Source organism: Streptomyces sp. NPDC107538 (genome assembly GCF_055657445.1).
The window spans coordinates 109,816-135,040 of sequence record NZ_JBVKAY010000021.1; the positions used below are offsets into that span (position 1 = coordinate 109,816).

21 protein-coding genes are annotated in these 25,225 nt (G+C 72.0%); 7 read left to right on the top strand and 14 right to left on the bottom strand.

The window, feature by feature from the left end; genetic code table 11:
• The first annotated feature begins 180 nt into the window (after window positions 1-180).
• Genes ACZ7MG_RS40675 through ACZ7MG_RS40690 form a run of 4 tightly spaced genes read left to right on the top strand, consistent with a single transcriptional unit; the run spans window position 181 to window position 2,594 of the window.
• Window positions 181-858, top strand: coding sequence for a hypothetical protein (locus ACZ7MG_RS40675; RefSeq protein WP_471395189.1), 678 nt, complete (start codon window positions 181-183; stop codon window positions 856-858).
• Window positions 855-1,439 carry a DUF6529 family protein gene (locus ACZ7MG_RS40680; protein WP_471395191.1) on the top strand — a complete coding sequence of 195 codons (585 nt, stop codon included), beginning with the start codon at window positions 855-857 and terminating at the stop codon, window positions 1,437-1,439. The genes ACZ7MG_RS40675 and ACZ7MG_RS40680 overlap by 4 nt, the downstream gene beginning before the upstream one ends.
• Complete coding sequence (locus ACZ7MG_RS40685) at window positions 1,436-1,873, top strand: Rieske (2Fe-2S) protein (protein ID WP_471395193.1); 438 nt, start codon at window positions 1,436-1,438, stop codon at window positions 1,871-1,873. The genes ACZ7MG_RS40680 and ACZ7MG_RS40685 overlap by 4 nt, the downstream gene beginning before the upstream one ends.
• 22 nt (window positions 1,874-1,895) lie before the next feature.
• On the top strand, window positions 1,896-2,594 hold the full coding sequence (locus ACZ7MG_RS40690; RefSeq protein ID WP_471395195.1) for a nucleotidyltransferase domain-containing protein: 699 nt from the start codon (window positions 1,896-1,898) through the stop codon (window positions 2,592-2,594).
• A gap of 49 nt (window positions 2,595-2,643) precedes the next feature.
• Here the strand turns inward: ACZ7MG_RS40690 and ACZ7MG_RS40695 are convergent, their stop codons facing one another.
• From ACZ7MG_RS40695 to ACZ7MG_RS40750, 12 genes are all read right to left on the bottom strand, one after another.
• Complete coding sequence (locus tag ACZ7MG_RS40695; protein WP_471395197.1) at window positions 2,644-3,438, bottom strand: nucleotidyltransferase domain-containing protein; 795 nt, start codon at window positions 3,436-3,438, stop codon at window positions 2,644-2,646.
• A gap of 3 nt (window positions 3,439-3,441) precedes the next feature.
• Entirely contained in the window at window positions 3,442-4,464 is a 1,023-nt protein-coding gene (locus ACZ7MG_RS40700) for an ADP-ribosylglycohydrolase family protein (protein ID WP_471395198.1), read from the bottom strand.
• Window positions 4,464-5,189, bottom strand: a complete 726-nt coding sequence (locus tag ACZ7MG_RS40705; RefSeq protein ID WP_471395200.1) for an NUDIX hydrolase — start codon at window positions 5,187-5,189, stop codon at window positions 4,464-4,466. The genes ACZ7MG_RS40700 and ACZ7MG_RS40705 overlap by 1 nt, the downstream gene beginning before the upstream one ends.
• 192 nt (window positions 5,190-5,381) lie before the next feature.
• The gene (locus tag ACZ7MG_RS40710; RefSeq protein WP_471395202.1) at window positions 5,382-6,536 is read right to left on the bottom strand and encodes a pseudouridine synthase; all 1,155 of its coding nucleotides are present in this window, start codon (window positions 6,534-6,536) and stop codon (window positions 5,382-5,384) included.
• Complete coding sequence (gene scpB / locus ACZ7MG_RS40715) at window positions 6,536-7,189, bottom strand: SMC-Scp complex subunit ScpB (RefSeq protein ID WP_471395204.1); 654 nt, start codon at window positions 7,187-7,189, stop codon at window positions 6,536-6,538. The genes ACZ7MG_RS40710 and scpB overlap by 1 nt, the downstream gene beginning before the upstream one ends.
• The gene (locus ACZ7MG_RS40720) at window positions 7,186-8,196 is read right to left on the bottom strand and encodes a segregation and condensation protein A (RefSeq protein ID WP_471395206.1); all 1,011 of its coding nucleotides are present in this window, start codon (window positions 8,194-8,196) and stop codon (window positions 7,186-7,188) included. Before ACZ7MG_RS40720 ends, scpB begins: the two co-directional genes overlap by 4 nt.
• 18 nt (window positions 8,197-8,214) lie before the next feature.
• Entirely contained in the window at window positions 8,215-8,805 is a 591-nt protein-coding gene (locus ACZ7MG_RS40725) for a hypothetical protein (protein WP_471395207.1), read from the bottom strand.
• A complete protein-coding gene (locus ACZ7MG_RS40730) occupies window positions 8,790-9,917 on the bottom strand; it encodes a ParA family protein (RefSeq protein WP_471395209.1) in 1,128 nt (375 codons plus the stop codon). The genes ACZ7MG_RS40725 and ACZ7MG_RS40730 overlap by 16 nt, the downstream gene beginning before the upstream one ends.
• 402 nt (window positions 9,918-10,319) lie before the next feature.
• A complete protein-coding gene (ald, locus tag ACZ7MG_RS40735) occupies window positions 10,320-11,444 on the bottom strand; it encodes an alanine dehydrogenase (RefSeq protein WP_179202899.1) in 1,125 nt (374 codons plus the stop codon).
• Window positions 11,445-11,610: 166 nt separating this feature from the next.
• A complete protein-coding gene (locus tag ACZ7MG_RS40740; protein WP_471395212.1) occupies window positions 11,611-13,701 on the bottom strand; it encodes a tetratricopeptide repeat protein in 2,091 nt (696 codons plus the stop codon).
• 278 nt (window positions 13,702-13,979) lie between these two features.
• On the bottom strand, window positions 13,980-14,606 hold the full coding sequence (locus tag ACZ7MG_RS40745; protein ID WP_471395214.1) for an NUDIX domain-containing protein: 627 nt from the start codon (window positions 14,604-14,606) through the stop codon (window positions 13,980-13,982).
• A gap of 96 nt (window positions 14,607-14,702) precedes the next feature.
• The gene (locus ACZ7MG_RS40750; protein WP_471395216.1) at window positions 14,703-16,361 is read right to left on the bottom strand and encodes a CTP synthase; all 1,659 of its coding nucleotides are present in this window, start codon (window positions 16,359-16,361) and stop codon (window positions 14,703-14,705) included.
• 568 nt (window positions 16,362-16,929) lie between these two features.
• On the opposite strand from ACZ7MG_RS40750, the gene ACZ7MG_RS40755 reads away from it, so the two are divergent.
• From ACZ7MG_RS40755 to ACZ7MG_RS40765, 3 genes are all read left to right on the top strand, one after another.
• Window positions 16,930-18,732: a glycoside hydrolase family 15 protein gene (locus tag ACZ7MG_RS40755; RefSeq protein WP_471395218.1), complete on the top strand. Its 1,803-nt coding sequence runs from the start codon at window positions 16,930-16,932 to the stop codon at window positions 18,730-18,732.
• Between the two features lie 207 nt (window positions 18,733-18,939).
• Window positions 18,940-20,322 carry an FAD-binding protein gene (locus tag ACZ7MG_RS40760; RefSeq protein WP_471395219.1) on the top strand — a complete coding sequence of 461 codons (1,383 nt, stop codon included), beginning with the start codon at window positions 18,940-18,942 and terminating at the stop codon, window positions 20,320-20,322.
• Between the two features lie 21 nt (window positions 20,323-20,343).
• Window positions 20,344-21,993, top strand: a complete 1,650-nt coding sequence (locus ACZ7MG_RS40765; RefSeq protein ID WP_471395221.1) for a PucR family transcriptional regulator — start codon at window positions 20,344-20,346, stop codon at window positions 21,991-21,993.
• A gap of 51 nt (window positions 21,994-22,044) precedes the next feature.
• Here the strand turns inward: ACZ7MG_RS40765 and ACZ7MG_RS40770 are convergent, their stop codons facing one another.
• Together ACZ7MG_RS40770 and recN are read right to left on the bottom strand one after the other, a co-directional pair.
• Window positions 22,045-23,181, bottom strand: coding sequence for a glycosyltransferase family 4 protein (locus ACZ7MG_RS40770; RefSeq protein WP_471395222.1), 1,137 nt, complete (start codon window positions 23,179-23,181; stop codon window positions 22,045-22,047).
• Window positions 23,182-23,428: 247 nt separating this feature from the next.
• On the bottom strand, window positions 23,429-25,171 hold the full coding sequence (gene recN / locus ACZ7MG_RS40775; protein WP_471395223.1) for a DNA repair protein RecN: 1,743 nt from the start codon (window positions 25,169-25,171) through the stop codon (window positions 23,429-23,431).
• Window positions 25,172-25,225: the final 54 nt, after the last annotated feature.

Genomic DNA, 25,225 nt, shown 5'->3' on the forward strand with positions numbered 1-25,225 from the left:
AGACGCCCGGTCCGGGAGGTGCTCCCGGTGGCGGATCTTCTTCGCGGAGCCCGACATTGTCCTGTGAATGTCACTGTCCCGTCACTTGGGGTGAAATACCTCCATGCGCCCCTGGACGCCGTCCCGTGGGTCCGCTTGCATGGGGGAGGCCGTCCGCGCCACGCCTCGGGGGAGGCTCGTATGAAGCGCTCCGGACCACTTGTCACCCTGCTCGGCGGACTGGTGCTGGCCCTGGTCCTGTTGTCGTTCAACGCGACGACCGGGACCCGCGCCGGCTCCTCGTCCACCAAGAACGACCCGCCGCCCGCCTCGGCCTCGCCGGGCCGGTCGCCGAGCCCGTCGCCCGCGAAGACCTCAGCACCACCGAGCCCGACCCCCGCCCCGCCGGCCGACGCCGACTACGCGGGCCGTACCGACGACGACTCCGCCGCGATCGCCGTGACCCTGCGCGACGGGAAGGCGGTGGCGTACTTCTGCGACGGCCGCGCCCAGGAGTCCTGGCTCAAGGGTGACGTCGAGGCCGACGGCGGGATGCGGCTCACGAGCAAGGACGGCGCCGAGCTGAACGGCACGCTGAAGGGCGGGAGCGTCCGGGGCACGGTCGACATCGGCGGCCGGGAGTACGGCTTCACCGCGCCCGAGACGGGCGAGTCCGCGCTGTACCGGGCGACGGCCAACGTCCGCGGGGCCGAGGTCGACGGCGGCTGGATCGTGCTGCCGGACGGCGACCAGGTCGGCATCGTCAAGCGGGACGGCAAGCCCACCGCGGCCCCCGAGATCGACCCGGAGACCGGTGCGGTGACGGTCGACGGACAACAGCTCACGGCCCGCCCCGTCACCCCGGAGAGCAGCTCATGACCGTCGACCCGAACGCCGCCACCCAGGACTTCCCGTCCCCGGAGCCCGCCCGCACACCCGGCGGCGCCTCCCGCTATCTGGTCCCGGCCCTGGTGGCCTGCGCGGTGGCGGTCGGTCTCGGCGTCTACGGCAAGGTGCACGACCCGGCGGGAACCGCGTTCAACCTGGCGGGCTTCAGCAGCACGGGCGCCGTGAAGTCGTGGCTGGCGACGGTGTCGTTCGGCTTCGCGCTCGTCCAGCTGACCTCGGCGCTGATGCTGTACGGCAAGCTGCCGGGCCCGAGTTGGTCGGGGGCGCTGCACCGCTGGTCGGGGCGGGTGGCGTTCCTGGTCGCGGTGCCGGTGGCGGTGCACTGTCTGTACGCCCTCGGCTTCCAGACGTACGAATCGCGCGTTTTGTGGCACTCTCTCCTGGGTTGCTTCTTCTTCGGTGTTTTCAGTGCGAAGATGCTGCTGCTCCGCTCGGAGCGACTCCCCGGCTGGCTCCTGCCGATCGTCGGCGGTCTCGTCTTCACCGCTCTCACGATCGTCTGGCTGACCTCCGCCCTCTGGTTCTTCCGCACGTTCGGAGTGACGACATGACGATGGGTTCGACGCGGCGCACGGTCCTGGCGACCGGCGCGGCGGGCACGGCAGCGCTGCTGGTGGGGTGCAGCGAGTACGGCGGTGACGACGGCGGCGACTCCTCGGAGGAGACCTCGCCCGGCGACTCCGGCACGGACGGCGCCGGCGAGGAGCTGACGAAGACGGCCGACATCCCGGTGGGCGGCGGCAAGATCTTCAAGGATCAGAAGGTCGTCGTGACACAGCCCACGGAGGGCGACTTCAAGGCCTTCTCGGCGGTCTGCACCCACCAGGGCTGCATCGTCAGCAGCGTCTCGGACGAGACGATCGACTGCGCCTGCCACGGCAGCAAGTTCAAGATCACGGACGGTGCGGTGGTGCAGGGTCCGGCCACGAAGCCGCTGCCCGCCGAGGAGATCAAGGTCTCGGGAAATTCGATTCAGCTGGCCTGAGCCACCCCGTACGCTCCCGGGCATGCAGCCCCCGCACCCGCACGACCTGGTCCGCGATCACACCGTCTACGCCTGTGTGATGGGGTCGCGGGCCTTCGGTCTCGCCACGGACGACAGCGACACCGACCGGCGGAGTGTCTTCCTGGCCCCCACCGAGCTGTTCTGGCGCTTCGAGAAGCCGCCGACGCATGTGGAGGGGCCGGCGGAGGAGCAGTTCGGCTGGGAGCTGGAGCGCTTCTGCGAGCTGGCCCTGCGCTCCAACCCCAACATCCTGGAGTGCCTGCACTCCCCCTTGGTCGAGCACATCGACACCACGGGCCGTGAACTGCTCGGCCTGCGCGGGGCGTTCCTCTCCCGCCGGGCCCACGAGACCTTCGCCCGCTACGCCCTCGGCCAGCGCAAGAAGCTCGACGCGGACGTCCGCACGCACGGCGCCCCCCGCTGGAAGCACGCCATGCATCTGCTCCGCCTCCTGATGAGCTGCCGGGACCTGCTGCGCACGGGCGCGCTCACCGTCGACGTGGGCGACCAACGCGAGCCCCTGCTGGCGGTGAAGCGCGGCGAGGTGTCCTGGGCCGAGGTCGAGTCCCGGATGGCCCGTCTGGCGGTCGAGGCCGAGGAGGCGGTGTCCCGCAGCCCTCTGCCCCCGGAGCCGGACCGGGCCCGGGTCGAGGACTTCGTCGTACGGACCCGGCGCGCGTCGGCGTTGTCGGCCACCTGAACCCCCCGGGGCGAACCGATTCTTCGCCCGACTCGGCCCTCGGACCGACTCAGGCCTTCAGGCCTTCAGGGCCCTCCAGCCGGACGCGGACGACGAAGTCGTGCAGGGCGTCGTACGCGGCCGGGTTCTCCGGGAGCGCGGACAGGGCCTGTTCCTCGTCCAGGACTCCCTGGAGCCGCTCGACGTCCTCGGCGACGCGCTCCTGGTCGACGTCCGCCGTGCCGTGCTCCCGGGCCGCCTTCGCCGCGACGAGGTCCGGGAGATACGCGGGGGCCTCGTCGATCTCGGGCAGCAGCGTGGGCAGATGGGCTTGCACCTCGCCGCTGCGCATGAGGTGGATGCCGGTGAGCAGCACGCGGAACGTGTAGAGCAGCGGCTTGAGTTCGCCGGTCTTCTCGAACAGCCGCCACTGGGTGGTGGCGAACCCCCGGTAGTGGTGGGCGTGGTGGCGGGTGAGGACCCCCGGGGCGAGCGCGACCAGCTCGCGGTGGGCCTCGCCGCTGTGCACGACGAGCGGCGAGAGCAGCTGCTCCAGCACATAGCCGTTGCGGCGCAGCATCAGCCGGGCGAACTTGCGCAGGTCGTGGGTGACGAGGTCCATCTCGACGCCGTCCCGGTCCCACATCCTCGACCGGGTCTCCTCCGGCTCGCGCAGCCCGACCAGTTCGGCCGCCGGCAGCAGATGCACACCGCGCAGGTCGACGTCCGAGTCACGCGAGGGGAAGCCGTACAGATGGGCTCCGGAGACGGTCGCGAACAGCAGCGGGTCGGGCTGTTCGGCGACCACCGGGGCCAGCACCGGGGCCAGGTCGATGTCGAGGGCGGCGGTCAGCGCGTCGGTCATCCGTCAAGCGTCCCAGAGGGCTCCCAGCGAGACGAGGTCGCCCTGGTACTCGATCCGGTCGGCCCACTCGGCGGGCCAGGCGTCCGGCCCGTGGTAGGCGCCCGCGAAGGCACCGGCGAGGCAGGCGATCGAGTCCGAGTCGCCCGAGGTGCAGGCGGCGCGGCGCAGCGCGGTGACGGGCTCGTCGACGAAGAGCAGGAAGCACAGCAGGCCGGTGGCGAGGGCTTCCTCGGCGATCCAGCCCTCACCGGTGGCCAGGCAGGGGTCCGTCTCGGGCGACGGCAGCCGCAGCGCGGCCTGGACACGGTCCAGGGCGTCCAGGCAGTCGTCCCAGCCCCGGGCGATGTAGTGCTCGGGCGAGGGGTCCTGGCTGTAGGTCCACAGGTCGCCGAGCCAGCGCGCGTGGTAGCGGGAACGGTTGTCGTAGGCGTACGACCGCAGCCGGCCGACCAGGCCCATCGGTTCGGCGCCCTGGGCGAGCAGCCGTATCGCGTGGGCGGTGAGGTCGGAGGCGGCGAGCGCGGTGGGGTGGCCGTGGGTGAGGGCGGCCTGCAACTGGGCGGCGCCCGCGCGCTGTTCGTCGCTGAGCGGGCCGATGAGGCCGAGGGGCGCGACCCTCATGTTGGCGCCGCAGCCCTTGGAGTGGATCTGGCTGGCGAACTGCCAGGGGTGACGGTCGACCGCGAGGAGGTCGCAGGCGACCAGGCAGGTGTGGCCGGGGGCGCGGTTGTTCTCCGGGGAGCGGGACCACTCCACGAACTCCTTGCGCACGGCCCGCTCCAGGGCCTCGGGGCCGAGCGACCCTCGGTCCATGGCCGTCCGCAGCCCGTGTCCCAGCGCCAGGGTCATCTGGGTGTCGTCGGTGACGATCGCCGGCTTCGGCAGGTCCATCTTCCGCCAGGGGCCGCACTTGGCGAGGATCGAGGGGACGTCGTTGAACTCCGTCGGGAAGCCGAGGGCGTCTCCGAGGGCGAGGCCGATCAGTGATCCGGTGGCGGAGCGCTTCGTTCGGAGCGTCATGGTCATCAGGGCCGTCCTTCCGTGGTGGGCCGGAGCAGGGGCGGGTGCAGGGCGGTGGCCCCACCCGCTCGGTACAGCGCGGCGGGCTTGCCGCGACCGCCGGTCAGGCGGGCGGCGCCGGGCACCTGTTCGACGAAGCCCGGCGTGGCCAGCACCTTGCGCCGGAAGTTGGGCCGGTCGAGCGGAGTGCCCCACACGGTCTCGTAGACCTGCTGCAGCTCGCCGAGGGTGAACTCGGGCGGACAGAAGGCGGTGGCGAGACAGGTGTACTCGAGCTTGGCGCCGACGCGTTCGTGGGCGTCGGCGAGGATGCGGTCGTGGTCGAAGGCGAGCGGACCGATGGCGTTGAACCGCAGCCACTGGGCCTGGGCCGCGTCTCCGCCGCCGTGCGGGACGGGCGGGTCTGGGAACAGCGCGGCGAACGCGACGGTGACGACCCGCATCCGCGGGTCCCTCCCCGGCTCGCTGTAGGTCCGCAACTGCTCCAGATGAAGCCCGGCGACGTCCTTGACCCCGGTCTCCTCCGCGAGTTCCCGCCAGGCGGCCTCCTCCGCGGACTCGTCCGGCAGCACGAACCCGCCGGGCAGCGCCCAGCGGCCGGCGTACGGCTCCTGCCCGCGCTCGACGAGCAGCACCTGGAGGGTGCCCGCGCGGACGGTGAAGACGGCCAGGTCGACGGTGACGGCGAAGGGTTCGTAGGCGTACTTGTCGTAGCCCTCGGGTGAGGTCATGCCCGCCGCCCCCTTTTATGGTCACCCTGACTAATAGTCATCACGACTATAAAGGCGGCGACCTGGGACCCACAACCCCTTTACGAGGAAAGGAAGCCCAAGAACCGCGTCAAGTGCGGCGCCGGGAACGGCAAAGGGCCGGCCCCGACGGCAAAGCCGGGACCGGCCCACTGCTCGAACGCGACGCGGACCCTAGAGGTCGACCTCCTGCATCAGCATCCCGACCTCGGTGTTGGACAGCCGGCGCAGCCAGCCCGACTTCTGGTCGCCGAGGGTGATCGGCCCGAAGGCCACGCGCACCAGCTTGTCGACCGGGAAGCCGGCCTCCGCCAGCATCCGGCGCACGATGTGCTTGCGCCCCTCGTGCAGGGTCACCTCGACGAGGTAGTTCTTGCCGGTCTGCTCGACGACCCGGAAGTGGTCCGCGCGCGCGTACCCGTCCTCCAGCTGGATGCCGTCCTTGAGCTGCTTGCCCAGGTCGCGCGGGATCGGGCCCACGATGTGCGCGAGATAGACCTTCTTCACGCCGTACTTGGGGTGGGTCAGCCGGTGCGCCAGCTCACCGTGGTTGGTGAGCAGGATGACGCCCTCGGTCTCGGTGTCGAGCCGCCCGACATGGAACAGCCGCGTCTCGCGGTTGGTCACATAGTCACCGAGGCACTGCCGGCCCTCGTTGTCCTCCATCGTGGAGACGACACCGGCCGGCTTGTTCAGCGAGAAGAACTGGTACGACTGCGTCGCGACCGTCAGACCGTCGACCTTGACCTCGTCCTTCTCCGGGTCGACGCGCTTGCCCTGCTCCAGGACGATCTCGCCGTTGACCTCGACCCGCGCCTGCTCGATCAGCTCCTCGCAGGCCCGCCGGGAACCGTAGCCCGCGCGCGCGAGGATCTTCTGGAGCCGCTCGCCCTCCTGCTCGGCACCGGGGAAGGTCTTGGGCAGCTTGACGTCCTTCTTGCCCGCATACCGCTCCCGGTTGCGCTCCTCGGCCCGCGCGTCGTACTCACGGGAGGTCGCCGGGGCCCAGCGGCCCCGCCCGGTGCTGCCCTGGCCCTGCTTGGGGCCGCCCTTGGCGCCACCGCGCGCGGACGCGCCGCGCCCCGACTTCGGCCCCTCCGGGGAGGCGCCGGGGCCCACGTCGTAGCGCCGCTCCTCCGGGCGCGGCTTCTTCGGCCGGCCGGCGCCGCCCTGCCTGTCGTCGCGGTCGTTCCCGGCACCGCGGTAGTTGCCGCGGCCCGCGCCGCCGCTCCCGCCTCGGCCACCGCCGCTACCGCCGCGGCCGCCGCTGTTGCCACCACGGCTCCCGCCGTTGTTTCCGCTGCTGTTCCTGCCGCTGCTGCTTCGCATCAAAGTTCCGTCTTGTCGTCTGCGTCCTCGGAATCCGGGGCGTCCGGATCGAACGACGGGACCCCTTCCATCGTCTCGGCCTCGATCGCCTCCGCCTCCGGGAGGAAGGGCGCGAGCTCCGGGAGCTCGTCCAGGCCGCGCAGGCCCATCCGCTCCAGGAAGTAGTTCGTCGTCCTGTACAGGATCGCACCTGTTTCGGGTTCCGCGCCCGCCTCCTCGACCAGCCCCCGCTGCAGGAGGGTCCGCATGACCCCGTCGCAGTTGACTCCGCGCACGGCCGAGACCCTGCTCCGGCTCACCGGCTGCCGGTACGCGACCACGGCCAGCGTCTCCAGCGCGGCCTGGGTCAGCCGGGCCTGCTGCCCGTCCAGCACGAACCGCTCGACGGCGGCGGCGTACTCGGGCCGGGAGTAGAACCGCCACCCCCCGGCGATCAGCCGCAGCTCGAAGCCGCGCCCCTGGGCCGCGTAGTCGTCGGACAGTTCCCTGAGCGCCTTGGAGATCTGCCGCTTGGGCCGCTCCAGGATCTTGCTCAGATGCTCCACCGTCGCGGGCTCGTCCACGACCATGAGGACGGCTTCCAGGGCCGGCTTGAGGTCGAGGTCGGCGACGGTACGCGGACCCGCGGGCGTCTCGGTTCTCTCCTCGCTCACGCCTTCTCCTCCTTGGGCCGCTCGTCCTTGGCCGGCTCGGGCGGCCGGTCGAACTCGTCCGTGACCACGGGCTCGGCGTCCCCGTCCCCGCCGGTCCAGCGCACGATCAGATCGCCGAGCGCGGTCTCCTGGTCGAGGGCCACGGCCTTCTCGCGATACAGCTCCAGCAGCGCGAGGAAGCGGGCGACGACGGTGAGGGTGTCGTCGGTGTCCTCGACGAGTACCCGGAAGGAGGCCTCGCCCAGCTCCCGCAGCCGGGCCACGACGATCCCGGCCTGCTCCTGCACGCTGACGAGGGGCGCGTGGATGTGATCGACGTACACCTGCGGCTTCGGCTTCGGCTGCATCGCCTTCACGGCCAGCCTGGCGAACCCTTCCGCCCCGATGCTGATGACCACCTCGGGAAGCAGTGCGGCGTGGTGCGGCTCCAGCCCGACGGTCCGTGGATACCGCCGGGCCTCCTCGTCCAGCCGCCGGTTGAAGATCTCCGCGATCTGTTTGTACGCCCGGTACTGCAGCAGCCGCGCGAACAGCAGGTCCCGGGCTTCGAGCAGCGCGAGATCCGCCTCGTCCTCGACCTCGGCGGCGGGCAGCAGCCGGGCGGCCTTCAGATCCAGCAACGTGGCCGCGACGACCAGGAACTCCGTCGTCTCGTCCAGATCCCAGTCCGACCCCATCCCCCGGATGTGCGCCATGAACTCGTCGGTGACCTTGGAGAGCGCCACTTCGGTGACGTCCATCTTGTGCTTGGAGATCAACTGAAGCAGCAGATCGAACGGCCCCTCGAAGTTGGCCAGCCGAACCTTGAAGACCCCGTCGTCGGGTTCTTCGGCGGGGACGGCGGCGAGCAGCGCCTCGTCGTCCCCGCCCACGCCGACATCGACCGGCTCAACCGGCTCGACCGGCGGAGCCGAGGGCGGAGCCAGTGCTCCCCTCCCCAGCGCACGCCGACGGCCGCCGGGACCACCGGAGGCCGAGCCGGAGCCAGAGGAGTCAAACGAGGTCATAGCCCCCGCAGGCTACCCCTACCGCCCACGCAGCCGTCGTACGAGGATGCTCGCGTCCCCCCGGGACTCCAGATCCGCCAGGACCACGGCGACGGCCTCCCGTACGATCCGGCCGCGGTCGACGGCCAGCCCGTGCTCCCCGCGCAGCACCAGCCGCGCGTGTTCGAGATCCATCAGCTCCTCGGCGGAGACATACACGGTGATCTTCTCGTCGTGCCGCTCGCGCCCACTGGGCCGGCGCCCGGAGGCCCGCCCCTTCTTGCGGGGCCCAGCGGCGGCAGAACCTTCCTGCGGCCTCGGCTGAGGCTGAGGCTGACGCCCGGCCGCGGCGGCCCGCTCGGCCCCGGCCGCCGCGGAGCGGCTGCGCGGCTGTTCGCCGTCGGCCTCGGCGTCCGCGGCCACATGCTCGGACCCCTCGCCGTCACCGCCCTGCACGGGCACGGACGGCGGCGCGTCCTCCGCGGCACCGGCCCCGTCGCTGTCCCCGGCGGGAGCGGGCACACGGGCTTCTCCGTTGGCCCCCCGCCGGGGAGTGGACGGCTGCAGCGCCATTCCCCCTGTCGTACGGAAGAGTTCGTCGGCCCCCGGCAGACTCACTCGGCGTGACACCGGGCGAGCACCTCCCTGGCGAGCTGACGGTAGGCGGCGGCGCCGACGGAGTTGGAGGCGTACGTGGTGATCGGCTCACCGGCGACCGTGGTCTCCGGGAAGCGGACCGTGCGCCCGATGACCGTGTGGTAGACGTGCTCGTCGAACGCCTCGACGACGCGCGCGAGAACCTCACGGCTGTGCACGGTGCGTGAGTCGTACATCGTGGCGAGGATGCCGTCGAGCTCCAGGTCGGGGTTGAGCCGCTCCTGGACCTTCTCGATGGTCTCGGTGAGCAGTGCGACTCCGCGCAGGGCGAAGAACTCGCACTCCAGAGGCACTATCACCTTGTGGGCGGCGGTCAGCGCGTTCACCGTGAGCAGGCCGAGCGAGGGCTGACAGTCGATCACGATGTAGTCGTAGTCGGCCAGCAGCGGCTTGAGCGCCCGCTGCAGCGTGGACTCGCGCGCGACCTCGGAGACCAGCTGGACCTCGGCCGCCGACAGGTCGATGTTGCTGGGCAGCAGGTCCATGTTGGGGACCGCGGTCTTCAGCAGGACCTCGTCGGCCGACATGCCCCGCTCCATGAGCAGGTTGTAGACCGTGAGGTCGAGCTCCATCGGGTTCACCCCGAGGCCGACCGAGAGGGCGCCCTGCGGGTCGAAGTCGACGAGCAGGACCCGGCGGCCGTACTCCGCGAGCGCGGCACCCAGGTTGATGGTCGACGTGGTCTTGCCGACGCCGCCCTTCTGGTTGCACATCGCGATGATCTTCGCGGGACCGTGGTCGGTCAGCGGACCCGGGATCGGGAAGTACGGCAGCGGGCGACCGGTCGGACCGATGCGCTCGCGGCGCTGGCGGGCCGCGTCGGGCGCGAGCGTGGCCGCGTACTCCGGATCGGGCTCGTACTCGGCGTCGGGGTCGTAGAAGTGCCCGTCGGGCAGCTCGTCGTAGTCGGCGAAGTGGTTGTGGACCCCGCCACTTCCGTCGCCGGCCATGGCGTTCACGTGTAGGCCATCCATGCTCTGGAGTGCTGTCGGAGTTGCCTGCGGACTCTGGCGGGCTGCGAAGGTGCGGACAGCGACGGAGCCGACAGCCGCGAACCCAGTAGGGCCCGAGACCGGCGCAGGCATTCCTGGTTGACCACCCCCGGGAGTAAATGTCGACTCATTCACAAGTCGTCTTACCTCCTTGGTGACCAGGAAACTTCTAGATAGGTCAGCGTGGCACCATGCCGACAGCTGGCGACTCTATGGCGTGTCGGCGGTCCGCAGCAACACAATCCGCCGGACCCGGCCCGATGTGTCGGCAATGAAACATGCGGCTGTCAAGGGCGTAGGGCCGTCGCACGGCAGGATTCACCGGTGCGCGAAACAACCGAACGGTTACGTTCGAGGCGAGTTGCGCGAGTGTCGCAAAGTGACCATACACACATCCGGCCGGACCTTGTCGGGCAAGATCCGGCCGGGAAGCCGCTGTTGACGACCTGTGTTGACGTATCGCCTTTTACCGAAAGGTGACTTAAAACCAGCCGGTCAGACCAGCAGCGAGGCCAGCTCGACGTGCTCCAGGCCGTGCGCCTCGGCGACCTCGCGGTAAACGACCCTGCCGTCATGGGCGTTGAGCCCCTTGGCGAGCGCCGGGTCGCGGCGCGCGGCCTCGGCCCAGCCGTGGTCGGCGAGTTCCACGATGTACGGCAGCGTGGCGTTGGTCAGTGCGTAGGTGGAGGTGTTGGGCACGGCGCCGGGCATGTTGGCGACGCAGTAGAAGACCGACTCGTGGACCGGGAAGGTCGGTTCGGCGTGGGTGGTGGGCCGGGAGTCCTCGAAGCAGCCGCCCTGGTCGATGGCGATGTCGACAAGGACACTTCCGGGCTTCATCCGCGACACCAGCTCGTTGGTGACCAGCTTCGGGGCCTTGGCGCCCGGGATGAGGACGGCGCCGATGACGAGGTCGGCCTCCAGGCAGGCCTTCTCCAGTTCGAAGGCGTTGGAGACGACGGTCTGGATCTTCGTGCCGAAGATCTTGTCGGCTTCCTTGAGCTTGTTGATGTCCTTGTCGAGCAGGGTGACGTGGAAGCCCATGCCGATGGCGATCTGCGCGGCGTTCCAGCCCGACACGCCGCCGCCGATGACGACCGCCCGGCCGGCCAGCACGCCCGGCACCCCGCCTGGCAGGACACCGCGTCCGCCGTTGGCGCGCATCAGGTGGTAGGCGCCGACCTGCGGGGCGAGCCGACCCGCGACCTCGGACATCGGGGCGAGCAGCGGCAGCGCGCGCCCGGGCAGTTCGACGGTCTCGTACGCGATGGCGGTGGTGCCCGACTCGACGAGGGCGTCGGTGCACTCCTTGGAGGCGGCCAGGTGCAGATAGGTGAAGAGCGTCTGGTCCTTGCGGAGGCGGTGGTACTCCTCGGCGATGGGCTCCTTGACCTTGAGCAGCAGGTCGGCGGCGGCCCACACCTCGTCGGCCGTGGCCAGGATCTCGGCGCCGGCGGTGACGTACTCGGCGTCCGGGATGGACGAGCCGACTCCGGCGCCCTGCTCGATGACCACCTGGTGGCCGTGGCGCACCAGCTCGTGTACGCCGGCCGGGGTGATGGCCACCCGGAACTCGTTGTTCTTGACCTCGCGGGGGATGCCGACCTTCACGTCGATCACGGTCCTTGGCTCGGAGGGGTGTGTGCACTCGCACGCACCGGCGGAACATGCCCGATCAATGCGGGGCATACCCGTACGCATCGGAGCGCACCGGGAGACACCGCAGGAGAACCGGCGGCGTAGCCAGTCTAATGAAGGTGTCCCCGCTGTCTAGCCTTTCAATGCATCAATCTTTCGCGGATGCACTACGGATTTCGCAGGCGTTAGCGTCCTGTTCCGGCTCGATCTCATGGGTTTCGGGGTCCGGAACCTCGTCGCCGAGCAGCCGCTCGGCGGCTCCCCGGTGCAGTCCGGCCGCCGCCGGGTCGCCGAGCCGCTCCAGGGTGTCGGCGATCCGGAGCTGCATCGCGGCCTGCAGCCGGACGTCGTCGGCGCGGCGCGCCCACTCCGCCGCCTCCTGGCAGGTCCGCAGCGCCTCCTCGGGCCGCCCCGCGTACCCCTGGACCCGCGCCATCTCGCTCAACGCCCTTGCCTGGCCGCCCACATCGCCGAGCCTGCGGTGCCCGGTGAGCGCCGAACTCCAGTTGCGCAGCGCCTCGCCGTAGCGGCCCGCGTAGGTGTGCGCGGCGGCGATCCGGCCGTACAGCCGGGCGGCGTCCTCGCGCTCGTCCCGGGCGAGCCGCTGGGCGAGCGCCCTGCCGAACCAGTCGGCGGCCCGGTCGTAGTCCTCCAGCTCCTGATGGGCACCGCCTACGGATTCCATCGCGCGGCCGGTCGCGTACGGGTCGTTCGCGAGCCGTCCGGCGTCGAGCGCGGCCCGGTAGCGGGCCAGCGCCGCCTTCGTACGGCCGGTCCTGGCGTCGAGGTCGCCGAGGTTCAGCAGGGCCGCGGCCTGTTCGCGGGGCAGGTCGCGGCGCTCGGCGACGTCGAGGACGAGCCCGTGGAGGTCGTACAGGTCGGGGGCGGCGGCCTGGGTCCCGAAGTGCGCCACCATGGCCCGGACCAGCTGGGACATCAGCCGCCGGGCGAGGGTGTCCAGCTCCCCGTCGGCGACCGCGAGCCGGGCCGCGGCCAGTAGCGCGGGCCGGCGCACCCGCAGCCACTCCTCGGCGGCGCGGGGGGTGGGGAACCGCAGCGCCTTGGGCATCGCGAGGAGTTTCTCGCGGGCCTGCGGGCTGTCGGTCTCGGTGATGGCCCGGCAGGACTGCAGCAGCCGTACCGTCCGCTCCAGCATCCGCGCGCGGGCCAGTTGCAGCTCGCCCGGCCGTTCCTGGCTCTCGGCGAGGGACCACAGCAGCGGCTGGAGGCAGCCGGGGACCTCGTACTGCGGCAGCGGCGACTCGATCCGGTGCAGGAACCCGAGGTCCACGAAGTCGTCCAGCGTGGTGCGGGCCGCGCCGACCGAGCAGCCGGCCAGCCCGGAGGCGATGTGCGGGTCGACCAGGCCCGCCGGGGCGAGCGCGAGGAGTCGCAGTATCCGGGCGGCGGTGGTCGGCAGCGAGGCGTACGCCAGCTTGAGGACCCTGGCGAGCGGCGGGCTGTCGTCCTCCTCGGCGCGCAGCTGTTTGGCGAGGTCGGAGACGGCGGCGGCGGGCCGGGCCGCCAGCCAGCCCCCGGCGAGCCGCAGCGCGGCGGGCTGGGCCCCGCAGACCTCGGCGAGCCCCTCGGCCGAGCGCGGGTCCACGGTGATCCGCACCGAGCCGCTGAAGCGTTCCAGCAGCTCCACGGCGGACTTGGTGTCCAGTCCGCCCAGAGTGCACGGGCGGACGTCGGAGATCCCCGTCAGCGGCCCCTCGGAGACCGCCACGACCAGCGAGTCGGGGGTGTCCGGGAGCAGTGCGTCGACCTGCTCGGCGTCGGTCGCGTCGTCCAGCAGGAGCACCACCCGGCGGTCGGCCAGGGCCTCCCGCAGCGCCTCGCTCAGGTCGTCCTCGTCGGCCCCGGCCGGCGCCGGCAGGCCCAGCTCCCCGAGCAGTTCCCGCGCCGCGCGTTCGACGGGCACCCGGGTGCCGTCGGGTTCGGTGAGCCGGGCCCGCAGCACCCCATCGGGGTAACCGTCGGTAACCTGCCGGACCAGTTCCTCGGCGAGCGCGGTGCGGCCGTAGCCGGGCCGGCCGGCGACGAGCAGCACACGCGCGTGGGGCGCCTTGCGGCCGGCGAGGGTGTTGAGCCCGGCCCGGCCGATGTCGGCCCGCAGTTCCTTCAACTCTCGTGTCCGGCCGAGGAACTGACTGTCCGTGGGGGCGGCCTCGACAGCCGCGGGCCGCCCTGTTCCGGACACCCGGGCACCCCCGAGGTCCACCGCCTGATCCGCCACGGGCCACTCTCCCGTCCCACCGCACGAGCAAGCCCGCCGGGACTCCGGTTCGGGCGTTTCCCGAGCCTAGTTCACGCTCTGCGACGATCTGGGCGGAGCGGGGCGGTGAGATCGCTCGATCGGATCAGCAGATCGTACGACTGGTGCGGTGAGGGCAACGTGAAGGAGAGCCGAGCCCCAGGTTTTCAGGGGCGCGGGGCTGTATCGATATGCGGCTCCGCCGCGTGGGCGCGATCAGCCACGACGGACCCGCGGTCGCCCCACGACCTGGACCGCCCCTAGATCTCGAACGGCCGCGCAGGCCACGGCGCCTCAGCCGCCCGCAGCGACTCCACCCCGTCCCCGCTCCGCACGGCCACCAGCGAAAGCACCCCCACCACAAGGCAGTTGTTGTGCAACTCCCCCGCGAGCACCCCCCGCACCAGCTCGTCCAGCGGCACCCGGGCCAACTCCATGTCGGCCTCCTCGTCCTCCACCTCGAACCGCTGCCCCTCGGCCTCGGAGAGATCCCGCGCCAGGAAGATCCGCACGGCCTCGTCGCAGCCGCCGGGCGTGGTGTAGACGTCGGTCAGCACCCGCCACTCCTCCGCCTTGACGTGCGCCTCCTCGTACAGCTCGCGCTGGGCGGCGTGCAGCGGGTTCTCACCGGGCACGTCGAGCAGCCCGGCGGGGATCTCCCACAGCCGCTCGCGGACGGGGTGGCGGTACTGCCGGATGACCAGCACCCGGTCCTGGTCGTCCACGGCGAGGACGGCGACGGACCCGGGGTGCACCTGGTAGTCACGGCGGACGACCGACCCGTCGGGCATGACCACGTCGTCCGTGCGCACGGAGGTCTTCTTGCCGACGAACGGCGTCTCGCTCGCCCGGACCTCCCACTCCTCGGCGCTGTCCTTGATCGTCATGTCGACTCGTCCTCCCACACGTACAAAAAGAAACCGGGGCACACATCCCGAAAGACGCGCACCCCGGTCACCGTACAGCTCTCGTGCCACTCGGTTTTACTTACCGGTCTTCCGCTCCACCGCGGCCTTCACCAGCCCCGCGAACAGCGGGTGCGGCCGGGTCGGACGGGAGCGCAGCTCGGGGTGCGCCTGGGTCGCGACCAGGTAGGGGTGAACCTCGCGCGGGTACTCGACGTACTCGACGAGCTTGCCGTCGGGCGAGGTTCCGGTGAACTGGAGACCGGCCTTCTTCTCCAGTTCCCCGCGATAGGCGTTGTTCACCTCGTAGCGGTGGCGGTGGCGCTCCTCGACGTACTCCTTGCCGTCGTACACCTCGCGCACGATCGAGCCCTCGGCCAGCTTCGCCGGGTACATGCCCAGGCGCATCGTTCCGCCCATGTCGCCCTCACCGGCGACGATGTCGAGCTGCTCGGCCATGGTGGAGATGACCGGGTGGCCGGTGGCGGAGTCGAACTCGGTGGAGTTGGCGTCCGGGATGTCGGCCAGGTTGCGCGCGGCCTCGATCACGATGCACTGCAGGCCGAGGCAGAGGCCGAGCAGCGGGATCCTGTTCTCGCGGGCGTAGCGGATGGCGCCGACCTTGCCGGAGACACCGCGGTCGCCGAAGCCGCCGGGGATGCAGATGGCGTCGACGTCGGCGAGCTGGGCCGCGGCGCCGGCCGGGGTCTTGCAGTCGTCCGAGGTGACCCACTTGATCTTCACGCGGGCCTTGTTGGCGAAGCCGCCCGCGCGCAGCGCCTCGGTGACCGAGAGATAGGCGTCGGGCAGGTCGATGTACTTGCCGACCAGCGCGAGGTTGATCTCGTGCAGCGGGTTGTGGACGCGGTCGAGCAGGTCGTCCCAGGTCGTCCAGTCCACGTCGCGGAACGGCAGGTCCAGCTTGCGGACGACATAGGCGTCCAGGCCCTCGCCGTGCACGGTCTTGGGGATGTCGTAGATCGACCGGGCGTCGGGACAGGCGACCACGGCGGCCTCGTCGACGTCGCACATCAGGGAGATCTTGCGCTTGATCGCGGCGGGCACCTCACGGTCGCACCGCAGCACGATCGCATCTGGCTGAATACCGATGTTGCGCAGCGCCGCAACCGAGTGCTGGGTCGGCTTCGTCTTCAGCTCTCCCGAGGGCCCGATGTACGGCAGGAGCGAGATGTGGACGACGAAGACGTTGTCACGGCCGACCTCGTGCCGGACCTGGCGGACGGTCTCCAGGAACGGCAGCGACTCGATGTCGCCGACGGTGCCGCCGACCTCGGTGATGACGACGTCGACCTCGTCGGAGGCCATGCGCCGGATGCGGTGCTTGATCTCGTTGGTGATGTGCGGGATGACCTGGACGGTGTCGCCCAGGTACTCGCCGCGCCGCTCCTTGGCGATCACCGTGTTGTAGACCTGGCCGGTGGTGACGTTGGCCGAGCCGTCCAGGTCGCGGTCGAGGAAGCGCTCGTAGTGGCCGATGTCCAGGTCGGTCTCGGCGCCGTCGTTGGTGACGAACACCTCGCCGTGCTGGAAGGGGTTCATCGTGCCGGGGTCGACGTTGAGGTACGGGTCGAGCTTCTGCATCACGACGCGCAGACCACGGGCCTTGAGCAGCATGCCGAGGCTGGAGGCGGTCAGACCCTTGCCGAGCGAGGAGGCGACACCCCCGGTGACGAAGATGTGCTTGGTCGTCGTGTTTCGAAAAGCAGCGGGCGGCATGGCCAAGAGGGGGCTCCCGTGGTCGCGGTTCGGTGTGCGGGTCGGCCGCCGCCCGAGCTCATCCGTCGGGGGTGCCTTCGCTGCGGTTCGGGGGTCCCTCTTTTTCGACTGGGGCGCCCACCGGTCCACGGGCTACCAGGGTATCAGCGACCGAACACGATCGCTTCCGGCCACGCTCCGCGCACGGGCCGACACGGACCTCGTACGACGGTCGGCGGATCTCCGCCGATCTTCACCACCCGCTCACCCGTTCGGCCCACTCGTGTTGCCGGGAGCGGGACGCGGAGCCCTCCGGTGCGTCGTATCCTCTTCGGACACTCGCTGCCGAGCGCGGCCGGGGCGTCGGCACCACCCCCGCCCGTCTCCGGTAATCATGAGAGCTCGTCAGTCCGTTGAGCAACGTTCGCCTCATATGCGTTGAGGATCGTTGAGCGACATCGCATGACACCGTCCCTTGGATCACTCTGGAAACATGGTTCCTTTGTCGATCCCTTGGGTCCCTTGACCGCACACCGCACAGCGACCGCCCCTCGGGGGCGACGACGTGGCCGTTCGACTGGAGTTGCACGTGGCCGGGCGCATCGAAGACTACGCACTCATCGGAGACATGCAGACAGCGGCGCTGGTCTGCCGGGACGGCACGGTCGATTGGCTGTGCCTGCCCCGCTTCGACTCCCACGCCGTCTTCGCGGGACTGCTCGGCACCGAGGAACACGGGTTCTGGAGACTGGGTCCCGCGCACGCGTCGGACGCACAGCCCCCGACGGCCTCGCGCCGCCGGTACCGCGGCGACTCGCTGATCCTGGAATCCGAGTGGGACACCCCGCGCGGCACTGTCCGTGTGACGGACTTCATGCCGCCGCGTGACGGCGCCCCGCAGCTGATCCGGATCGTGGAGGGCGTCAGCGGCCGGGTGCCGATGCGCTCGGCGCTGCGGATGCGGTTCTCGTACGGCCGGGTGGTGCCCTGGGTGCACAAGCACGAGGGGCGCACGGTGGCCGTCGCCGGGCCGGACTCGGTGTGGTTCGACACCGAGTGCGAGACGTACGGCAAGGCGCTGACCACGTACGCCGACTTCACGGTGACGCCGGGCGAGCGGATCGCGTTCACGATCTCCTGGGAGCCCTCGCACAAGCAGCCCCCGGCGCTGCCCGAGCCCGAGCCCTCGTTGCAGGCCACCGAGGAGTTCTGGCGCGACTGGGTGGAGCAGTGCACGTACCACGGCCCCTACCGCGAGGCCGTGATCCGCTCGCTGATCACGCTGAAGGCCCTGACGTACGCCCCGACCGGCGGCATCGTCGCCGCGCCGACCACCTCCCTGCCGGAGCACATCGGCGGCGTCCGCAACTGGGACTACCGCTACACCTGGCTGCGCGACGCGGCCATCACCCTCTCCTCGCTGCTGCGCACCGGCTACCGCGACGAGGCCCGCGCCTGGCGCGAGTGGCTGCTGCGGGCGGTCGCCGGCGACCCGGAGAACCTGCAGATCATGTACGGCATCGCCGGTGAACGGGAGCTGGGCGAGGCCGAGCTGGAGTGGCTGCCCGGGTACGAGAACTCGGGCCCGGTCCGGGTCGGCAACGGCGCCGCGCACCAGCTCCAGCTGGACGTCTACGGCGAGGTCACCGAGGCCCTGCACCTGGCCCACATGACGGGCCTGGCCCGCAACGACTACGCGGCCCTCCTCCAGCTGAAGCTGATCCGCTACCTGGAGGACCACTGGGACGAGCCGGACGAGGGCATCTGGGAGGTGCGCGGCCCGCGCCGCCACTTCGTGCACTCCAAGGTCATGGCCTGGGTCGCCGTGGACCGCACGATCAAGCTCATCGAGTCCGGTGACGCGGACGGCCCGCTGGAGAAGTGGCGCGAGCTGCGCGACGACATCCACCGGGACGTGTGTGAGAAGGGTTACGACAAGGAGCGCAACACCTTCACGCAGTCGTACGGCTCGAAGGAGCTGGACGCCTCGCTGCTGCTCATCCCGCAGATGGGCTTCCTGCCGCCGGACGACAAGCGGGTCATCGGCACCATCGAGGCGATCCAGCGCGAGCTGTCGACCCCGGACGGCTTCATCCTGCGCTACCCGACCTCCGGCGAGGAGGAGGGTGTGGACGGGCTGCCGGGCGACGAGGGCGCGTTCCTGGCCTGCTCGTTCTGGATGGCCGACGATCTGGCGATGATCGGCCGGGTGGACGAGGCCCGCAAGCTGTTCGAGAGGCTGCTCTCCCTCCGCAACGACCTGGGCCTCCTCGCCGAGGAGTGGGACCCGGTGCTCAAGCGCCAGGTGGGCAACTTCCCGCAGGCGTTCAGCCATGTCCCGCTCATCGACACGGCCCTCCGGCTGACCGCCTCGGGGGCGTACGGCGGCTGACCGCGCCGGGGGCGCGCGGCTTCCGCGCGCGCCCTCCGGTCCGGCGCGCACGGCGGCGGACCGGAGCGCCCCCAGGCGCACGCGGCAAGCGCTTGCGCTCGCTGGTACGGGTTGCCTCGGGCGGCCGGTGGCGCCGGGTGCCGTGTCCGCCGCCCCCGCCTAGCCTGGAAAGAGTCCTGTCCCCTGGCCGAAAGGGGGCGGCTCACCATGGCTCCCCTCTCGAAGGCGCACGCGGCCCTCACCTCCCTGCGCGAGGATCTGGCCGGCGAGGTGTTCGCACCGGACGACCCCGGCTACGACGACGCCCGCACGGTCTTCAACGCCATGATCGACCGACGTCCGGCCGTGATCGCGCAGTGCGCGGACGAGACCGATGTCGTCCGCTCCGTACGCTTCGCCCGCGATCTGGATCTGTCGATCGCGATACGCGGCGGCGGCCACAGCGTGGCCGGAATGGCACTCAACGACAACGGGCTCGTCATCGATCTGCGCCGGATGCACACGGTCACGGTCGACCCCGCCGCCATGAGCGCCCGGATCGAGGGCGGCGCCACCATGAGCCATCTCGACCGCGCCACGGAGCCCCACCGTCTGGCGACCACCGGCGGCCGGGCGTCCACCACGGGGGTCGGCGGCTTCGTCCTCGGCGGCGGCAGCGGCTGGCTGGACCGCACCTTCGGACTCGCCGTCGACAACCTGCTCGCCGTGGACCTGGTGACCGCCGACGGACAGCAGATCCGCGCGAGCACCGAGGAGAACCCGGACCTGTTCTGGGCCCTGCACGGCGGCGGCGGGAACTTCGGCGTCGCCACCTCCCTCACCCTCCGGCTGCACGACCTGCCCGCGTTCGCCATCGCCCTGCTGCTCTACCGCCCGGAACACGGCCCCGAGGTGATCCGCGTGTACCGCGAGATCATGGAGACCGGCCCGCGCGAGGCGAGCGGCGGTGTCATCTATCTCACCGCCCCGCCCGAGGCGTTCGTGCCCGAGCATCTGGTGGGCGAGCTGGCCTGCGGTGTCCTGCTGACGTACGCGGGCACCGAGGAGGACATGCGCAAGACCGCCCAGCCGCTGCTGGCGATGCCGCACGAGGCCGAGATCGTCGGCGCGATGCCGTACGCGGACGTGCAGTGCATGATCGACGACCCGCCGGGCATGCGGAACTACTGGTCGGCGGAGTATCTGACCGGTCTGCCGGACGAGTTGGTGGACGTGTTCGCCGCGCGCGCGTGGACGATGCCCGTGCCGACCGGCACCCAGCACATCCTCTTCCCGCTGGGCGGCGCGATCGCCGAGGGCCCCGCCGACTACCCGGTGCCGTACCGCGGCTCCCCCTGGGCCGTGCACCCGTTCGGCATCTGGGACGACCCGATGGACGACGAGCGGTGCCTGCGATGGGTGCGGGACGTCCGCGCCGACGTACGGCCGTGGAGCACCGGCGCGGTGTACCTCAACTTCGTCGGCGACGAGGGCGCCGACCGGGTCGTGGCCGGGCACGGGGTCGACGACCACCGGCGGCTGACCGCGCTGAAGACGCAGTACGACCCCGACAACGTCTTCCGCTTCAACCACAACATCCCGCCGGCCTGAGGACCGGGTACCGTCCGCTCCATGGACACCCGGGACAGCCGCGCAGCAGGTGACGGCCGCGAGGCGCAGGGCGGTATCACCGTACGGCGGGCGCTGGAACTGCCCGGGCTGCGGGGCGGGCTGCCGGAGATCCTGGCGGGCGCCGACCGGCTGCACCGGACCGTGCGCTGGGTGCACACGGGCGAGGTCCCGAACATCGCCTCGCTCCTCAAGGGCGGCGAACTGCTGCTGACCACCGGGTACGGCCTCGGCACCCGCCCCGCCGACCAGCGCGCGTTCGTGCGAACCCTCGCCGAGCGCGGTATCGCGGCCCTGGTCGTCGAACTCGGCCCGCGTTTCGCCCGGCTCCCGGCCGCCCTGGTCGAGACGGCGCGCTCGGCCGGTCTCCCGCTCGTCCAACTCCACCGCGAGGTGGCCTTCGTGACGGTCACCGAGGAGATCCACACCGAGATCGTGAACGGGCACTACGCGCTCCTCCAGCAGGCCGAGGAGGTCCACCGCCGCTGCACCGAGGCCCTGCTCGGCGGGGGCGGCGTCCCCCAGGTGCTCGCCCTGCTGGCCGACTTCAGCGGCAACCCGGTCTTCCTGGAGACCGCCGACGGGCAACTCCTCTACGCCGCCGGGACCGGCCCCGCGGACACCGATCCGCTCCAGGTGTGGGAGGGGCTGCGCGACCGGCACCAGGACGAGCCGCCGGCCGGGGCGGCCCTCGTCGACGTGCCCGGCGGCGGCCCCGGCACCGGCTCGGTACGGGCCCGGCTGGTCCTCCTGCCCGTCGTCGGCCCCTTGGCCCCCGTGCACCGGATGGCCGCCGAGCGCGCGGCCGGCATCCTCGCCGTCGTCCTGATGCAGGCCCGGCAGGAGGAGGAGCTGGCGGCGCGCGGACGCGGCGACTTCCTCACCGACCTCGCCGAGGGCCGCGTCCGGGCCGAGGACGCCCCCGCCCAGGCCCGCGTCCTCGGCTTCAGGCCGGGCGGCGGCCCCCTGCTCCCCGTCGTGATGCGGCTCGCCGACGGCCTCTCCCCCGGCGGGGGCTGGGCGGTCCTGGCCCGCGCGGTGGCCGAGGAGCTGTCCTCCGTGGGTGTGCCGGTCCTGCTCGGCGTGCGCCCCGTGGAGGGCCGTGTGCCGCTGCTGCTGGGCCTGCGCGCGGAGGCAGAGCGTCCGGTAGTGGCCGACAAGGTCGCGGCGGCGCTGCGGGCCGGCGTGGAGCGGGCCGGGATGCGACGGCCGGGCGGGGGGCCGCCGGTGGTGGTCGTCGGAGTGCCCGGCGGCTGGGCGGCCGCCTCGGCGGGCCTCCGGCACGCGGCGGAGACGGCGACGGCGGCGCAGGGCCTGGCCGACCGCCCGTGGTACGACGCCCGGCGCCTCGACATCGACCTGCTGCTGTGGCGGCTGCGCGACCACCCGGACCTGGCCGCCTTCGTGGACCGGGCGATCGGCCCCCTCCGCGACCACGACGACCGGGCCAAGCCCCCGCTGCTGCCCACCCTGGAGACCTATCTCGCGCACGCCGGCCGCAAGGCGGAGACCGCCCGCGAGCTGCACCTCAACCGCCAGACGCTCTACAACCGCCTGGCCCGCATCGGCGAACTGCTCGGCACCGACCTGGACGACCCGCAGACCGTGCTGGCCCTGAGCCTGGCGCTGCGGGCCCGCAGACACGCCTCCTGAGCCGGGGCCGGGCCCGGTCGACCGAGGGCGCCGCTCGGCCGAGGGGCCCGGTCAGCCGAGGGGCCTCAGCCGCGTCAACTCGTCGTAGACGCTGAGCACCTGGGCCACCGTCTCGTCCTCGGTCGGCCAGGTCGCGGCCTGCCGGGTGCCCCGGTCCCGCAGCGCCTCGCGGCGGGCGGGGTCGTCGAGGAGGCGTACGACGGTCGTGGCGAGCGCCCGCGCGTCGCCGTACGGGACGAGTTCGGCGGCGTCGCCGACCAGGTCGGGGACCGATCCGACGGCGGCGGCGACCAGCGGCACGCGCGCGTGGAGCGCCTCCTGCGCGAGGACGGAGCGGGCCTCGGGGCCGCCGGGCAGGAGTGCGAGGTCGGCGGCGGCGATCAGTTCGGAGACGTCGTCGCGGCGCCCGACCAGCCGTACGGGCAGTTCCTCGTCCTCGATGCGCCGCTGCAGGACGCTCCGCATTGGCCCCTCGCCCGCGACGACGAGCAGCGGTGCCGGGTCGAGGCGGCGCCACGACCGGGCGGCGTCGAGCAGGGTGTCGAGTCCCCGGTGACGGTCGAGCGTGCCGACGGCCATCAGCAACGGGCGTTCGGTGGCGCCCAGTTCGGCGCGGACCTTGGAGGCGGGCGGCTCCGGGTCGTCGCCGGAGCCGGCCCGGCGCGCTGCGGGCAGGGCGACGGCGGCGAGCCGGGCGTCGCGCGCGCCCCGGCTGCGGGCCCGGTCGACCAGGTCGGAGGAGGTGCCGAGGACCACGGCGGCGGCCTTGGCGACCCGGCGTTCCAGCAGCCGCAGCAGATGGGCCCGCGCGCCCTCCGCGTAGGAACGCGAGTGCAGGGTGACGACGAGCGGGGTGGTGCGCCGGCCGAGCGCGAGGGTGGCGCGGAAGCCGGCGTGCAGGCCGTGCGCGTGCACCAGATCCGCGTCGGCGCAGGCGCTGCGCAGGCTGGCCACCGAGGCGGGGTCGCTGCTGCGCGGCACGTGGACGTGGTGGGCGCCGACACCCGTGAAGTCGTACAGGCCGTCGGTGTCACTGGGGGCGCACACGGTGACCCGCACGCCCCGGGCGACCAGACCCGAGGCCAGCGATCGCACATGCGTGCTGCTCACCGCGCTGCCGCCGCCGAGCACCTGCACGGTCCGCAGCGGCGACTGGCCGGGCGGTGAGTGGCTGCTCACGTGGCTCACGTGGCCGTGGCTCCTGGATCGCGATCGGACATACCTGACCAAGGATGCCAGGCCGCAAGGGTGTTCCGGGACAGCCGGACGGGGCGGCGGCCGGACGGGCGGGCAACCCCGGACCCAGGGTCACCCACACGAGTGAACTCCCGCACGGGGTTGCCCCTCGGCATGACGCGCGCACCACTCGTTCCCGCCGCGTTCACCGCCCCGTTCGCTCAGGGCCGACGCACGGGACGGTCCCGCGCGCCCCGTCCTACGCGTCCGCGCGGGCCGCCGCCAGCAGTTCCTCCGCGTGCGCCCGTGCCGTCTCCGAGTCCTCCTGCCCGGCGAGCATGCGCGACAGTTCACGCACCCGGTCCTCGCCCTCCAGGACCTTCACCCCGGACCGGGTCACCGACCCGTCGTTGGTCTTCTCCACCAGCAACTGCCGGTCGGCGAAGGCGGCCACCTGGGGCAGATGCGTGACCACCACGACCTGGGCCGATCTGGCCAGCTTGGCGAGGCGCCGGCCGATCTCGACCGCGGCCTTGCCGCCGACACCGGCGTCCACCTCGTCGAAGAGGTACGTCGGCACGGGGTCCGTCCCCGCGAAGACGACCTCGACGGCCAGCATCACCCGCGACAGCTCACCACCGGACGCGCCCTTGGCGATGGGCCGGGGTGGTGCCCCCGGGTGCGGGGCGAGCAGCAGTTCGACCTCGTCGGCGCCGGACGGCCCGTACGCGACCGTACGCCCGCCCACCTCGACGCCCTCGGGATCGTCGGTCTGCCGGATGTCGAACGACACGCGCGCGTGCGGCATGGCGAGCGAGGCCAGCTCGGCGGTGACAGCGGCGGCGAACCGCTCGGCGGCCTCCGCCCGCGCGTCCGTCAGAGCCTGTGCGAGTCCGCCCAGTTCAGCCCGGAGCGCGTCCCGCTCGGCGGTCAGCTCCTCGATCCGCCCGTCGTCGCCGTCGAGTGTGGTGAGCCGCTGGGCGCCCTGCTCGGCCCAGGACAACACCGAGGCGATGTCCTGACCGTACTTCCGGGTCAGCGCGGTCAGCGCGGCCCGACGCTCCTCGACGGCCGCCAGCCGCAGCGGATCGGCGTCCAGGTCGTCGGCGTACCCCGCCAGCTCGCCCGCCACATCGCCCAGCAGGATCCCGATCTCCCCGATCCGCTCGGCGAGCGCCGCGAGCGCCGGGTCGTGCGACCGCACGGCCTCCAGCGCGCGGTGCGCGCCCGCGACGAGGGTGGCGGCGTCCACGCCCTCCGGGTCCTCGGGGTTGCCGGCGAGCGCGGCGTGCGCGGCCGTGGCGGCGGACGCCAGCGCCTCCGCGTGCCCGAGCCGCTCGGCCTCCTCGGCCAGCTCCACGTCCTCACCGGCCCGTGGTTCGACGCCCGCGATCTCGTCGAGCCCGTACCGCAGCATGTCGGCTTCCTGGGCCCGTTCACGCGCGCGGGTGACGATCTCGTCGAGTTCACCGGCCACCGCGCGCAGCCGTCGGTAGGCCTCGCCGTACTTGGTGAGCGGTACGGCCACCGCGTCGCCCGCGTACCGGTCGAGCGCCGCCCGCTGCCGGGACAGCTTCAGCAGCCCCTGCTGGTCGGTCTGACCGTGCACGGCGACCAGTTCGTCGGCCAGCTCGGCGAGCACGCCCACGGGGACGGACCGTCCGCCCAGGTGCGCCCGCGACCGTCCCTCGGCGGAGACGGTACGGCTGATGAGCAGCGCCCCGTCGTCGAGTTCGGCCCCGGCCTCCTCGGCCCGGACGATCGCCGACGCGCCCTCGGGCACGGCGATCCGGCCCTCCACGACGGCGTTCTTCGCACCGATCCGCACGAGCGCCGGGTCCGCCCGCCCGCCGAGCAGCAGACCGAGGCTGGTGACCACCATGGTCTTGCCCGCACCCGTCTCACCCGTCACGGCGGTGAAGCCGGGCGACAACTCGACTACCGCGTCGTCGATGACTCCGAGCGACCGTATCCGCATCTCCTCCAACACGGACACGACCATACGAGGTCGGGGAGGGAGACCGCGACGCCCCCCGTCCCCAATGTCACTCCGGCG

Coding starts and splice junctions, on each gene's coding strand:
- ACZ7MG_RS40745 (WP_471395214.1), bottom strand. CDS start 14,606: ATGACGATCAAGGACAGCGCCGAGGAGTGGGAGGTCCGGGCGAGCGAG.
- recN (WP_471395223.1), bottom strand. CDS start 25,171: ATGGTCGTGTCCGTGTTGGAGGAGATGCGGATACGGTCGCTCGGAGTC.
- ACZ7MG_RS40765 (WP_471395221.1), top strand. CDS start 20,344: ATGGACACCCGGGACAGCCGCGCAGCAGGTGACGGCCGCGAGGCGCAG.
- ACZ7MG_RS40680 (WP_471395191.1), top strand. CDS start 855: ATGACCGTCGACCCGAACGCCGCCACCCAGGACTTCCCGTCCCCGGAG.
- ACZ7MG_RS40705 (WP_471395200.1), bottom strand. CDS start 5,189: ATGACCTCACCCGAGGGCTACGACAAGTACGCCTACGAACCCTTCGCC.
- ACZ7MG_RS40720 (WP_471395206.1), bottom strand. CDS start 8,196: ATGACCTCGTTTGACTCCTCTGGCTCCGGCTCGGCCTCCGGTGGTCCC.
- ACZ7MG_RS40675 (WP_471395189.1), top strand. CDS start 181: ATGAAGCGCTCCGGACCACTTGTCACCCTGCTCGGCGGACTGGTGCTG.
- ACZ7MG_RS40685 (WP_471395193.1), top strand. CDS start 1,436: ATGACGATGGGTTCGACGCGGCGCACGGTCCTGGCGACCGGCGCGGCG.
- ACZ7MG_RS40760 (WP_471395219.1), top strand. CDS start 18,940: ATGGCTCCCCTCTCGAAGGCGCACGCGGCCCTCACCTCCCTGCGCGAG.
- ACZ7MG_RS40730 (WP_471395209.1), bottom strand. CDS start 9,917: ATGCCTGCGCCGGTCTCGGGCCCTACTGGGTTCGCGGCTGTCGGCTCC.
- ACZ7MG_RS40690 (WP_471395195.1), top strand. CDS start 1,896: ATGCAGCCCCCGCACCCGCACGACCTGGTCCGCGATCACACCGTCTAC.
- ACZ7MG_RS40695 (WP_471395197.1), bottom strand. CDS start 3,438: ATGACCGACGCGCTGACCGCCGCCCTCGACATCGACCTGGCCCCGGTG.
- ACZ7MG_RS40700 (WP_471395198.1), bottom strand. CDS start 4,464: ATGACCATGACGCTCCGAACGAAGCGCTCCGCCACCGGATCACTGATC.
- ACZ7MG_RS40710 (WP_471395202.1), bottom strand. CDS start 6,536: ATGCGAAGCAGCAGCGGCAGGAACAGCAGCGGAAACAACGGCGGGAGC.
- ACZ7MG_RS40750 (WP_471395216.1), bottom strand. CDS start 16,361: ATGCCGCCCGCTGCTTTTCGAAACACGACGACCAAGCACATCTTCGTC.